Source organism: Pseudomonas sp. FSL W5-0203, from assembly GCF_001896155.1.
Lineage (GTDB): Bacteria > Pseudomonadota > Gammaproteobacteria > Pseudomonadales > Pseudomonadaceae > Aquipseudomonas > Aquipseudomonas paracarnis.
Window position 1 is genome coordinate 69,253 of sequence record NZ_MPOR01000006.1, and the last position, 13,121, is coordinate 82,373.

Annotated in this window: 12 protein-coding genes; 8 read left to right on the forward strand and 4 right to left on the reverse strand. The window is 60.7% G+C overall.

The features are described from left to right. Positions 1 to 32 precede the first annotated feature (32 nt). Entirely contained in the window at positions 33 to 959 is a 927-nt protein-coding gene (locus BOP96_RS08135) for a 4-hydroxyproline epimerase (RefSeq protein ID WP_073452401.1), read from the reverse strand. A gap of 11 nt (positions 960 to 970) precedes the next feature. Next, on the reverse strand, positions 971 to 2,596 hold the full coding sequence (locus BOP96_RS08140) for an APC family permease (protein ID WP_060767736.1): 1,626 nt from the start codon (positions 2,594 to 2,596) through the stop codon (positions 971 to 973). A gap of 187 nt (positions 2,597 to 2,783) precedes the next feature. Between BOP96_RS08140 and BOP96_RS08145 the strand changes: the two genes are divergently transcribed. Then, the gene (locus BOP96_RS08145) at positions 2,784 to 3,593 is read left to right on the forward strand and encodes an AraC family transcriptional regulator (RefSeq protein ID WP_069868523.1); all 810 of its coding nucleotides are present in this window, start codon (positions 2,784 to 2,786) and stop codon (positions 3,591 to 3,593) included. Positions 3,594 to 3,746: 153 nt separating this feature from the next. After that, a complete protein-coding gene (treS, locus tag BOP96_RS08150) occupies positions 3,747 to 5,810 on the forward strand; it encodes a maltose alpha-D-glucosyltransferase (RefSeq protein WP_014718575.1) in 2,064 nt (687 codons plus the stop codon). A 64-nt stretch (positions 5,811 to 5,874) separates the two neighbouring features. Here treS and BOP96_RS08155 read toward each other — a convergent pair whose 3' ends face one another. Further along, entirely contained in the window at positions 5,875 to 6,303 is a 429-nt protein-coding gene (locus tag BOP96_RS08155) for a glycine zipper domain-containing protein (protein ID WP_014718574.1), read from the reverse strand. A 227-nt stretch (positions 6,304 to 6,530) separates the two neighbouring features. On the opposite strand from BOP96_RS08155, the gene BOP96_RS08160 reads away from it, so the two are divergent. Further along, entirely contained in the window at positions 6,531 to 6,989 is a 459-nt protein-coding gene (locus BOP96_RS08160) for an Hsp20 family protein (protein ID WP_014718573.1), read from the forward strand. 66 nt (positions 6,990 to 7,055) lie between these two features. On the opposite strand, the gene BOP96_RS08165 is transcribed toward BOP96_RS08160, so the two are convergent. Continuing rightward, entirely contained in the window at positions 7,056 to 7,952 is an 897-nt protein-coding gene (locus BOP96_RS08165) for a LysR family transcriptional regulator (RefSeq protein WP_014718572.1), read from the reverse strand. Between the two features lie 338 nt (positions 7,953 to 8,290). On the opposite strand from BOP96_RS08165, the gene BOP96_RS08170 reads away from it, so the two are divergent. From BOP96_RS08170 to pstA, 5 genes are all read left to right on the forward strand, one after another. Further along, a complete protein-coding gene (locus tag BOP96_RS08170) occupies positions 8,291 to 8,980 on the forward strand; it encodes an isochorismatase family protein (RefSeq protein WP_032902445.1) in 690 nt (229 codons plus the stop codon). Between the two features lie 63 nt (positions 8,981 to 9,043). Next, positions 9,044 to 9,670, forward strand: coding sequence for an isochorismate family cysteine hydrolase YcaC (gene ycaC / locus BOP96_RS08175; protein ID WP_003191542.1), 627 nt, complete (start codon positions 9,044 to 9,046; stop codon positions 9,668 to 9,670). 444 nt (positions 9,671 to 10,114) lie between these two features. Further along, positions 10,115 to 11,146: a phosphate ABC transporter substrate-binding protein PstS gene (pstS, locus tag BOP96_RS08180; protein WP_020302728.1), complete on the forward strand. Its 1,032-nt coding sequence runs from the start codon at positions 10,115 to 10,117 to the stop codon at positions 11,144 to 11,146. 74 nt (positions 11,147 to 11,220) lie between these two features. Then, positions 11,221 to 12,186, forward strand: coding sequence for a phosphate ABC transporter permease subunit PstC (pstC, locus tag BOP96_RS08185; RefSeq protein ID WP_003191517.1), 966 nt, complete (start codon positions 11,221 to 11,223; stop codon positions 12,184 to 12,186). Beyond that, positions 12,186 to 13,079 (forward strand): phosphate ABC transporter permease PstA, encoded by an 894-nt coding sequence (gene pstA / locus BOP96_RS08190; protein ID WP_073452403.1) that lies wholly within the window; start codon positions 12,186 to 12,188, stop codon positions 13,077 to 13,079. Before pstC ends, pstA begins: the two co-directional genes overlap by 1 nt. Positions 13,080 to 13,121: the final 42 nt, after the last annotated feature.

Here is a 13,121-nt window from a genome sequence, read left to right on the forward strand (position 1 = left end):
TAACTCCGGTTTCAGTTGAATGAATAATGGGCTCAGATGCCCCAGGCAAACGGGTCTTGTTCGTCGATCAGCAAGGTGCTGTCGGCGGTCATGTAGGCGCGGCCGGTGATGAATGGGCGTACGTGTTCGCCGTCCCACTCATAGCGGCCCAGGAACTGGCTGCCGGTGATGCTGGCTTGTACCCAGGGTTCTCCTGCGGCCAGTTTTGCGTCGGCGGCCAGGCAGGCGAGCTTGGCGCTGGTGCCGGTGCCGCAGGGGGAGCGGTCATAGGCTTTGCCGGGGCACATCACGAAGTTGCGGCTGTCAGCGTGGGCGTCGTCGGCGAACAATTCGATATGGTCGATCAGCGCACCGTCTGCGCCACGGATGCCTTGGGCTTCGAGGGCCTTGAGCATGGCCCAGGTGTAGTCGGTCAGGGCCTCCACGTTATCCAGCTGCAACTCATGGCCGTGGTCCGACACCAGGAAGAACCAGTTGCCGCCCCAGGCGATGTCGCCCAGCACCACGCCATGCCCAGGCACTTCAACCGCCACCTGTTTGCGATAGCGGTAAGCGGGCACATTGCGCAGGGTCACGCTGCCGTCTTCGTGCAAGGTGGCCGCGACCGGGCCGACCGGCGTGTCGAGGCTGTGCACGCCCGGTTGGATCAGCCCCAGGTGATGCAGCGAGGCAATCAGGCCAATGGTGCCGTGGCCGCACATGCCGAGGTAGCCGGCGTTGTTGAAGAAGATCACCCCGCAGGTCGCCCCCGGCGTGACTGGCGCACAGTACAGCGCGCCCACCAGCACATCGTTGCCCCGGGGCTCCAGCAGGCAGGCGCGGCGCCATTGATCGTGGTGGGTGCGCAGGTGGTCCAGTTGATCGGCGATCGAGGCACCCGCCAGTTCGGGAAAGCCGTTCATGACCAGGCGTGTAGGTTCACCGCCGGTGTGTGAGTCAATCACGTGCAGTCGTTTCATAAGGCGCTCCATCAGTGGGTAGTCGGGGACAGTGGGGCGCTGTAGTGCGCGTCGCTGACGGCTTCGCTTTCGTCCTCTTCCTGCTCCAGGCGTACCAAGTGGGCGGGTACGCCGGTGGCGGCGCCCCAGTAGTAAATGCCCAGGGCGCAGGCCGCCACCACCAGGGTGTCAAACGGGTGGCTGATCACACCAATACCGCCAAAACTGCCGAGCTTGGAGAGCAGGATGGTCACGGCGTAGAAGCCGATCAGCCAGGCCGAGGAGCGTACTTGTTGCTTGAGGTTCAGGTGCACGGTCGGCACCCAGCGCGCGCACAGCAGGTACACCACAAACATCAGGATTTGCAGGCCCAACAGCCACGACACCGTGCTCCAGCCCGACCAGTAGACGATCAACGCCGCGATGATAAATGACAGCGGGCCCAGCACCGCCATGCCCTTGACCCGAAACGGGCGCGCCATGTCGGGTGCATTGCGGCGCAGGGCGGCGACTGTCACCGGGGCCACGGCATAACTGAGGATCAGGGCGGCAGACACCACGTTAATCAGCGCTTCCCAGGACGGGAACGGCAAGGTCCAGAACACCGACAGGCCAAAGGTCAGCCACAGCGCCGGGCGCGGGATGCCGGACTTTTCATCGATGCGCGTGAATATCTTGAAGAAGGTGCCAGTCTGCGCCCAGCCATACACCACGCGCGGGGTGGCGTTCATGTAGATATTGCCGCAGCCGCTGGGAGAGATCACCGCATCGGCCACCACCAGGTAGGCCAGCCAGCCCACGCCCAGCGCCAGGGCGATATCGCGATAGGGCAGGGCCAGTTCCTTGCTGATGCCGGCCCAGCCATTGGCGAGCATGTCGGTAGGCACGCCGCCGAGGAACGCGGTTTGCAGCAGCACATAGATGGCCGTAGACAACAGTACCGAGAGGATCAGGGCGATGGGGATGGTGCGCTGTGGGTTTTTCACTTCGCTGGCCACCGAAATGATCGGCGTCAGGCCCAGGTAGGCAAAGATCACCCCGCCTGCCGACACGGCCATCTCGATACCTGATAAGCCGAACGGCGCGAAGCCATGCACCTGGAAATTCGCCGGCTTGAAGAAGGTGAACAGCACGCCGATCACCAGTAACGGCACGATGAACTTGAACACGCTCACCAGGTTATTGGCGATCGCAAAGGTCTTCACGCTGCGGTAGTTGAGCACAAAGAACAGGCACAGCAGGGCAAATTGCACCAGCCAGCCCAGGGTAGTGGGGTCGCTGGAACCTGCCTTGGTCAGCTGCGGAAACCAGGCTGCGGCGTATTGGCGCGAGGCGACCACTTCAATTGCTACCAGGCTGGAAAACGCGATCAGCGTGATAAAACCCATCAGGTACCCGAGCAGCGGACCGTGGGAATACACCGGGTAGCGCACCACGCCACCGGCGCGGGGCAGGGCGGCACCGAGTTCGCAGTAGACAATGCCCAGCAGCAGCACGGCGAAACCACCGAGCAACCAGGAAAAAATTCCCGCCGGGCCTGCGATGGCAGACACGTGGCTGGCGGCGAACAACCAACCCGAACCAAAGATGGCCCCCAACCCGATAAAGGTGAGGTCCATCAGTGACAGCTGTTTCTTGAACTTGCCTTGGCCTGACATAGCGGCGCCTTCTTGTGAGTTATTGGATAGGCATGCAGTGGCGCTATCCTGAACCCACATGCCCGGCTGACGATTGATGTTTTATGCGGCGATGGATGACGAATTCAGCACAATTTGCCGCGCTCGACAGCGCTCGTTCCATGGCGCAATCTGCTGGCTGTCGACGAATAAAAGGGCAGATAAAGTCATGCTGCAGAGCGCGTTCGCGAGCCTTTTCCAGGGCAGCCGACCCCACAACATCGAGCAGCTATTGAGCGGGGTAGAGCAGTTGCTGCCGATGCTCGATGTACTGCCCAATGCCGCGATTTTCATCAAGGACATCGACGCCCGCTACGTGCTCGCCAACCGCACCCTGGTGCAACGCTGCGGCCTCAAGCACCTGCAACCGCTGCTGGGCAAGACCAGCGCCGAAGTGTTCCCCGCACAATTGGGCCCCGGCTATACCGAACAGGACCGTCGTGTGCTGAGGCAGGGCCTGGTGTTGGAAGATCAACTCGAATTGCACCTCTACGGCACCCGCGAACCCGGCTGGTGCCTGACCCACAAGTGGCCGCTGTACAACCAACTCGGCGCGATCATCGGCCTGGCCGGAATTTCGGTGGACTTGCAGTCTGCCAGCGAAACCCACCCGGCCTATCAGCGCCTGGCGGCGGTGGACGAACACATCCGCAGCCACTTCAACCGCCGCGTCACCCTGGGTGAATTGACTCGCATCGCCGGGATTTCCGTGGCGCAACTGGAGCGCTACTGCAAACGCGTGTTTCACCTCACGCCTCGGCAAATGATCCAGAAAGTCCGGCTTGAGCATGCCCGGCGGTTGTTGCATACCGAGCTGCCAATTACCGAGGTGGCGCTGCAATGCGGCTACACCGATCACAGCGCGTTTACCCGGCAGTTCAAATCTTCAACCGGGTTCACCCCGAGGCAGTACCGGCAAGCGACGCAAGGCGGCAGGCCAGATGAAAATCTAATGTGGGAGGGGGCTTGCCCCCGATAGCAGTGTGTCAGTCAGGCTATTTTTATCTGATCCACCGCCATCGGGGGCAAGCCCCCTCCCACATTTGGATGAAGCCAAGTCGATGCAACGAATGCCGCGCACGCCCCTCATATGCTTACACCGACCCTTTTCACCACGACAGGTACCGAGCTTATGACCGCGGCGAACAACGACCATGTGAACTGGCTGGTGCAACATTCCATGCTCCACGCAGCGCGGCAGCGGGCCAAGCTTTATTCGGGGCAAGGCCGCCTGTGGCAGCAGCCTTATGCACAGACCCGGCCGCGTGACGCTTCGGCCTTGTCGTCGGTGTGGTTCACTGCCTACCCCGCGTCGATTGTCACCCGCGAAGGCGGCACCGTGCTTGAGGCGCTGGGGGACGAAACCCTGTGGCATACCCTGTCGAAGATCGGCATCCAGGGCATTCACAACGGCCCGCTGAAGAAGTCCGGTGGTTTGTCTGGCACCGAGCACACCCCGACCATCGACGGCAATTTCGACCGCATCAGCTTCGACATCGACCCGCAACTGGGCACCGAGGCACAATTGCAGGCCTTGACGCGCATGGCTGCCGCGCACAATGCGGTGATCATCGACGATGTGATCCCGTCGCACACCGGCAAGGGCGCGGACTTTCGCCTGGCTGAAATGGCCTATGAGGACTATCCCGGCCTGTACCACATGGTCGAAATCCGCGAGGAAGACTGGCCGTTGCTGCCCGACGTGGCCGCCGGGCGCGATGCACACAACCTCAGCCCCTCCCAGGTAGACGCACTGCGTGACAAGCACTACATCGTCGGCCAATTGCAGCGGGTGATTTTCTTCGAGCCCGGCGTCAAAGAAACCGACTGGAGCGCCACCCCGGTGGTGCTCGGCGTGGATGGCAAGCCGCGGCGCTGGGTGTACCTGCATTACTTCAAGGAAGGCCAGCCGTCGCTCAACTGGCTCGACCCTTCGTTTGCTGCGCAGCAGATGATCATCGGTGATGCGCTGCACGCCATTGATGTGATGGGCGCGAAAATCCTGCGCCTGGATGCCAACGGCTTTCTCGGCGTGGAGCGCAAGCTCGATGGCACGGCCTGGTCCGAAAGCCATCCGCTGTCGATCACCGGCAATCAGTTACTCGGCGGCGCCATTCGCAAGGCGGGCGGGTTCAGTTTTCAGGAACTCAACCTCACCGTGGACGACATCGCGTCGATGTCCCACGGCGGCGCTGACCTGTCTTATGACTTCATCACCCGGCCGGCCTACCAGCATGCATTGCTGATGGGCGATACCGAATTCCTGCGCCTGATGCTGCGCCAGATGCACAGCCTCGGCATCGACCCCGGCTCGCTGATTCACGCGCTGCAGAACCATGATGAACTGACCCTGGAGCTGGTGCATTTCTGGACGCTGCACGCCCATGACAGCTTCCTGTTCCAGGGCCAGACCTTCCCCGGCAACATCCTGCGCGAGCATATCCGCGAGCAGATGTATGAACGCCTCACCGGCGAACATGCGCCGTATAACCTCAAATTCGTCACCAACGGCGTGTCCTGCACCACCGCCAGCATCATCACCGCAGCCCTGGGTATCCGTGACCTGGAGGCGATCACTTCGGCGGATATACAGCAGGTTCGCCAGATCCACTTGCTACTGGTGATGTACAACGCCATGCAACCTGGGGTGTTTGCCTTGTCCGGCTGGGACCTGGTGGGCGCGCTGCCGTTGGCGGCCGAAGAGGTGGCGCATTTGATGGCCGATGGCGACACCCGCTGGATCCATCGTGGCGCTTATGATCTGGTAGACCTGAACCCCGACGCCGAACTGTCGGCGGGGCAAATGCCGCGCTCAAAAAGCCTGTATGGCAGTCTGAACAGCCAGCTGCAGGACCCGGACTCCTTTGCCTCCCAACTGCAAAAAATCCTCGCCGTACGCCGCGCCTACGACATCGCCGCCAGCCGCCAGATCCTGGTGCCGGACGTCGAGCATCCCGGCTTGCTGATCATGGTCCACGAACTGCCGGCGGGTAAGGGCACTCAAATCACTGCGCTGAACTTTGGCGCCACGCCGATCACCGAAACCCTGCACCTGCCCAACATCGCACCGGGGCCGGTGGTGGATATCATCAATGAGCGGGTGGAAGGCGATTTGACAGAGGAGGGTGCGTTCACGATCACGCTGGACGCGTATGAAGGGTTGGCGTTGCGGGTGGTGAGCAGCACGCCGATGTAAAGGGATATTGGCCCGGCGTAGGAGCGAGCAAGCTCGCTCCTACATGGCAAGCCGTGCCACGCGATCAGTGGTGCTTGTTCTTGTGCTTATGCTTGTTGCCTTTGTGCTTGGCACCGCCTGAACGATGGCCGCTCTCGTCATCGGCCAGGTTATTACCCAGCGCACCACCGGCTGCGCCCCCCACGCCGGCGCCGATGGTCGAGCCGGTGGTGCCGCCCAGGCGATTGCCAATCAGCGAACCGCCTGCCGAGCCCAAACCGCCGCCAATCGCCGCTTCGGTCTTGTTGCCCTTTTGCGCCCCCACCGCACTCCCGGCGGCGCCCCCCACGCCGGCGCCGATGGCCGCACCGGTCGAGCCACCAAGCTGCTGGCCTACCACGTTGCCCAACACACCGCCGACACCGCCTCCCAGCGCGGCTGTACCATCTCCAGCGGCCAGGGCCCCTTGGGAGATCAGAATGCCCAATGCCAGGGCCGGGAATGTCATTTTCATTTTTTTGTACCTCAAGGGCTGTCTCAGACGCTCACGGGGTAAAGCACGCCTGGCATTTTGATTAGAGCACACGTCATAACACTTGGGCTTCGGTGATCGCCCCTTGCACAAGAAAAATTTTTTCCAGCCCTCTTGAATTCCTTTTGCGCGTCCATAAATTTTGGATCACGCGATGCCGAATCCGGGTTGCGTACTAAATCACTTGGAGAAACTCAGGAGATTTTAAAATGGCTACTACCCTGTCGTTGGCCCCACTGTTCCGTCAATCGGTGGGCTTTGATCGCTTCAATGACCTGTTCGAGTCGGCGCTGCGCAGCGAGGCTCCGAATTCCTATCCACCTCACAACGTGGAAAAGCACGGTGACGACGCGTACCGCATCGTGATCGCCGTGGCTGGTCTGACCGAGGAGGATCTGGATATCCAGGTCGAGAGGGGTGTATTGACGGTTTCCGGCGGAAAACGCGAAACCGACGATAAGGTCGCTTACCTGCACCAGGGCATTGCCCAACGTGCGTTCCGGTTGTCGTTCCGCTTGGCGGACCATATCGAAGTACGTGGCGCATCCCTGACCAACGGTTTGCTCAACATCGACCTGCTGCGTGAAGTGCCTGAAGAGGCCAAGCCAAAACGCATCATGATTGGTGGTGAGACCAAACCCGAGCTGCGTCAGGTCAGCTTGCAGTAAAACAATCGGCGGTAAAAAGGCGCTCTACGGAGCGCCTTTTTTGTGCGCGCTGCAAACGCAGGCCGGCTAAGCCTGGGTATTGGGTGCAAACAACTGCCTGGCCTCGGCAAAACACTTCTCTGCGATGACCGAGCGCGGTTCGGTCTTGCGCATCACCATGCCCAGGGGCGCAAGGACACTGGCGTCTGGCAGGTGGATAAATGCCAGGTTTTCGATGGGGTTTTCCAGGCCGCTGTCCAACGGCATGATTGCGCAACAGAAGCCTTCGTGGATGGCCTGGAACAGTTGATAGGTGGAGTCGCTTTCCAGAATCGGCTGGGGATCGAGACCGCGACTGCGGAAACTCAAGTCGATGGATTTTCGGTAGTGCATGCCATTGCTGATCATCCCCAGGGGCAGTTCGGCGGCTTCTTCCCAGCTCATCTGCGTGCCTTCGAAGTGGAAGTGGCGAGTGTCGTACAGCAGGCCGACACGGGTTTCGCCCAGTTCGAAAAATTCCAGGTAGTTGGGGCTCACGTGGTCCAGGTAGCACACGCCCAAGTCCAGTTGATTGGTGCCCAGCGCTTCGATGATTTTGTCCGAACTCATGGAGGTGAGGCTGAACTTGAGTTCCGGGAAGCTGTGGGACAAGCCCTGGATGAAGCTGATCGGATTGAAGCCGCTCAAGGGCACCAGGCCCAGGCGCAGGTTACCGACCAACTGGCCGCGACACGCAGCGGCTTCGGCGAACAGGCCGTCATGGGCGGCGAGCAGGGTCCTGGCCCAGGCCAACACGCGTTCGCCGGCCTGAGTAAAGCCTTCGAAACGTTGACCGCGGGTCACCAGCTCCAGCCCCAGTTCTTCCTCCAGGTTGCGCAGGCGCATCGACAGGGTGGGCTGGGTGATGTTGCAGCGGGCAGCGGCCTGGCCGAAATGGCGCGTCTGCTCCAGCGCGATCAGGAATTTAAGTTGTTTGATATCCATGAAGGCACCTGCCTGGAAATAAGTGAACGGTCATGATTGGCGCAAGTGCCTGAAATCCACGGGGTGGAGCCGATGATCGCATTGTAACGACTGGCACGTCCAAATGAGCTTGCCACCGTGCGGCTGCATTGTTCCATTTTTGAGATGGAGCGGCCCGTTTCAGCCACTACCTAACCCTGAGCGCGATGCTTAAGGTGGTCCCACTGTTTTTTTGGGTGGGCCTGCTGACACACGTCCAGGTCGTTGCCCAAGCGTATCTGTACAGGAAGTACAGGCACGGCCGGGCGCAGTTCCGGCGCACACGCCAGGGAGGTATCGCCAAGCAAGAGGACATGCAAATGACTGCATCAGGTAACGCTGCAAACTTCAATGGGCAAAAGCCGACGATTGACCCCGCTGACACCGCCATGTTGCTGATCGACCACCAGAGTGGTCTGTTCCAGATCGTCAAGGACATTGATGTTCCTCAATTGCGCGCCAATGCCATCGCGCTGGCCAAGGCCGCGACCCTGCTGAAAATACCGGTCATCACCACCGCCTCGGTGCCGCAAGGTCCCAACGGCCCGTTGATTCCGCAAATCCACGAAGCCGCGCCGCACGCCCAGTACGTAGCCCGCCGTGGCGAAATCAACGCGTGGGACAACCCGCAGTTCCATGCCGCCGTCAAAGCCACCGGCAAGAAGACCCTGGTGATCGCCGGCACCCTGACCAGCGTGTGCCTGGCGTTCCCGTCCATTGCGGCGGTGCATGAAGGCTACAAGGTGTTCGCGGTGGTCGATGCCTCGGGCAACCACTCCAGGCTGGCCACCGACCTGACCGTCGCACGCCTGGCCCAGGCCGGCGTGGTGCCGATCGACATCATGGGCACGCTGTCGGAGCTGCAAGGCTCCTGGAACCGCCCGGATGCTCAGGAGTGGGCTAACGTCTACACCCAGGCCATGCCGCATTACCAGCTTCTGATCGAGAGCTACATCAAGGCTCAGGAAGTGGCAAACAACCACGAAGTACTAGACTCACAGCGCAAGTAAATACGTTGGGGCCTTTTGCGGCGAGCCCATGTTGGGCGCTGCCTATTTATCAGGAGTATGAAGATGTCTACACCTTACGTTCGTTTGGACAAAGACAACGCCGCGGTACTGTTGGTCGACCATCAGGCCGGCTTGCTGTCATTGGTCCGCGACATCGACCCGGACAAATTCAAGAACAACGTGCTGGCCCTGGCTGACCTGGCCAAGTACTTCAAGTTGCCGACCATCCTCACCACCAGTTTCGAAACCGGCCCCAACGGCCCGCTGGTGCCCGAGCTCAAGGCCCTGTTCCCGGATGCGCCGTACATTGCGCGCCCAGGCCAGATCAATGCCTGGGACAACGAAGATTTCGTCAAGGCCATCAAGGCCACCGGCAAGAAGCAATTGATCATTGCCGGCGTCGTGACCGAAGTGTGCGTGGCGTTCCCGGCGCTGTCGGCCCTGGCCGAAGGCTTTGAAGTGTTTGTGGTCACCGACGCCTCCGGCACCTTCAACGAACTGACCCAGCAGTCCGCCTGGGCCCGCATGTCCGCCAACGGCGCGCAACTGATGACCTGGTTTGGCCTGGCCTGTGAGCTGCACCGCGACTGGCGCAACGACATCGAGGGCTTGGGGACGTTGTTCTCCAACCACATTCCGGACTACCGCAACCTGTTTACCAGCTACAACGCCTTGACTGAAGGCAAGTAAGCCTGATGGAAGGCGGCCGCTAGCCGTGGGGGGAGCGGTAGAACGCCTATTTCCCTGACACCCCTAGGTCCAAATGTGGGAGCTGGCTTGCCTGCGATGGCGGCATTGCGCCCGACACCTATTTACCTGACACACTCGCGATCCAACGGTGGGGTGTCAGGTAAATAGGCGTTGGCTGTCAGACCGTCATCGCAGGCAAGCCAGCTCCCACAGTTGGATGGCGCAGCATCAATGGGATCAGCTTCGACCGTCACGGGAGCAAGATCAGTACCGCTAGAGGGATGACAACACTGTAGTCGTATTTTGTTACTAACCCATGCCCTAAAAATACAGCGCTGTGGCGGCAAAGCGGGACAAAACACCCCCTCGCCATTCAATTTTCATAAAAATGTAACAACCCTGCTTCACAGTTCGGGAGCCCGTCACCACAACGAGTTCCTTTTAATGAAAAGCTTGATGAAGTCCGCAGCACTCGCCGTTACGGTATCCCTGTGTGCCTCCTCCATGACCTTCGCCGCCGAAAACGTGCGCCTCACCGGCTCTGGCGCCAGCTTCCCTGCACCGATCTACCTCACCTGGTTCAAGGATTTCAGCAAGAAGACCGCTGGCGTCACCGTGGATTACCAGTCCAAGGGCAGCGGCGCAGGTGTGCAGGACTTCCTGAATAAAACCGTCGACTTCGCCGCCAGTGACTCGGCCATGAAAGACGAAGACATCGCCAAGGTCGCCGAGGGCGTGCAACTGCTGCCAATGACCGCCGGTGAAATCGTGCTGGCCTATAACCTGCCGGGCAATCCCAAGGGCCTCAAGCTGCCACGCGATGTTTACTCCAATATCTTCCTGGGCAAGATCACCAAGTGGAACGACCCACAGATCGTCGCCGCCAACCCGGACCTGAAGCTTGGCGACACGCCGATCACCGTGGTGGTGCGCGCAGACTCCAGCGGCACCACGGCGGTATTCACCAAACACCTGGCGACCATCAACCCTGAATTCAAAACGGCACTGGGGGAGGGCAACACCGTCAACTGGCCGGCCAGCGACAAATTCATCAAGTCGCCCAAGAACGATGGTGTGACTGCCACCGTACGCCAGACCCCAGGCGCGATTGGCTACATCGAATACGGCTTCGCCAAACTGGCCAAGGTTGACTTCGCCCAGTTGCAGAACAAGGCCGGCCAGTACGTAGTGCCGAACGCCGAAAGCGGCGCCGAGGCCCTGGCCGCTGTGAAAATGCCGGAAAGCCTGGTGGCCTGGTTGCCGGACCCGGACGGTGCCAAGTCCTACCCGATCACCTCGTACACCTGGATGATCTTCCGCAAGGACAACGGCAACCCCGCCAAGGCCAAGGCCATGCGCGAAATGGTTGAGTACAGCCTGACCGAGGGGCAGAAAATCGCCGATTCGATGGGGTACATCCCGCTGCCGCCATCGGTGGTGGAGCAGGTTCGCAAAGCCTCCGCCAACATTCAGTAACACCTGTGAGGCCGCTCTCGGTGTGGGCTGTTTGCCGCGCCGGGGGCGTTTCCCCCCTGTTCCGGAATTAGCCAATGAACAAACCTTTCGTCGTACCGGTTAACCGGGATTCTGCCTGCCAACCTCCCTCCGCCAAGGACTTCCTGGTTGATCGCACCTTCCGTGGGCTCGCGCGAATCGGGGTGGTACTGATTCTGGCGTTGGTCGCAGCCTTGGTATTCGAGGTGGGACGCAAGGCCTTGCCGGGCATGGAAAAGCACGGGTTCGATGTGCTTTTTGGCAGCGTCTGGGACGTTAATCAGGGCAAGTACGGGATCTTGCCGGCCATTTGGGGCACGCTCTACAGCGCTTTCATCGCGCTGCTGATTGCAGGCTTTTTCGGTGTCAGCATGGCGATTTTCCTGACTCAGGATTTTCTGCCGGCCAAGCTGGCCGCTGTGTTTCGCACCATCGTTGAACTGCTCGCTGCTATCCCCAGCGTAGTGTACGGCCTGTGGGGCATCTACGTGGTGATCCCGGCCATTCGGCCACTGACCACCTGGTTGAACAGCGAACTGGGTTGGATCCCGTTTTTCGGCACGTCCTTGAGCGGGCCGGGGTTGCTGCCGGCGGCGCTGGTGTTGGCCATCATGATTCTGCCGACGATTGCCGCCGTGTCCCAGGACGCGCTCACCAGCGTGCCGATGAAGACCAAGCAGGCCGCCTACGGCATGGGCACCACCCATTGGGAGGCGATTCTCAAGGTGATGGTGCCATCCGCCGCCACCGGTATTTTTGGCTCCCTGGTACTTGGCCTCGGCCGTGCGCTGGGCGAAACCATGGCGCTGGCGATGCTGGTGGGCAACGCCAACAACATTTCCCTGTCGCTGTTCGCGCCGGCCAATACGTTGGCAGCCTTGTTGGCGCTGAACTTCCCCGAAGCCGGGCCCAACGAGGTGGAGGTATTGATGTACGCCGCTCTCGTCTTGATGTTCATCACGCTGCTGGTGAATGTCATCGGTTCCATGATCATGCTCTACGCCCAACGGGGTAACCGATGATGACGAATCTCACATCCCCTATCACCGCTGTACCGAGCTTGCAGCGCAAGTTCGAAGGCCGCGCCTTGCGCAGCCTGGTGTTGACCACATTGGTATGGTTTGGCGCGCTGCTGGCCAGTGTGCCGCTGATTTCCGTGCTCTACATGCTGATCACCCGTGGCGGCGCACGCCTGAGCCTGGAGGTGTTCACCGAACTGCCGCCCACCGGCTTCGAGACGGGCGGCGGTTTCGGCCACGCCATGGCAGGCACCTTTGTGATGGTCGGTATCGCTGCGGCGATTGCGGTGCCGGTCGGCATCATGGCCGCGATCTTCCTGGCCGAACTGGGGCCGGACAGCAAATTGGCCAACGCTGCACGCTTTGCCGCCAAGATGCTCACCGGCTTGCCTTCGATCCTGGCCGGCGTGTTTGCCTATGCCTTGGTGGTGATGACCACCGGCACCTACTCGGCACCGGCAGGCGGCGTAGCCCTGGCGGTACTGATGCTGCCCATCGTGGTGCTGACGGCTGAAGAGTCGATGCGCATGGTGCCCAAGATCATGAAGGACGCTGCCTACGGCATGGGGTGCACCCGCTCGCAGGTGATCTGGAAGATCATCTTGCCGACCGGCCTGCCGGCGATCCTCACCGGCGTAATGCTTGCTGTGGCTCGTGCCGCAGGCGAAACCGCGCCGTTGTTGTTCACCGCGCTGTTCAGCAACTACTGGATCTACCACGACGGCGACCTGGCGGTGATGAACCCCACAGCCTCCCTTGCCGTGCTGATCTACAACTTTTCCGGCATGCCCTTCGACAACCAGCTGGAGCTCGCCTGGGCGGCTTCATTGGTGTTGGTGATGATCGTGCTGGTCGTGAATATTGTGAGCCGTATCTTCGGCAAGCCTAAGTATTAAGAACGGGAGCATCTGAATCTTGAACGTCTCAACTGCGCAAAT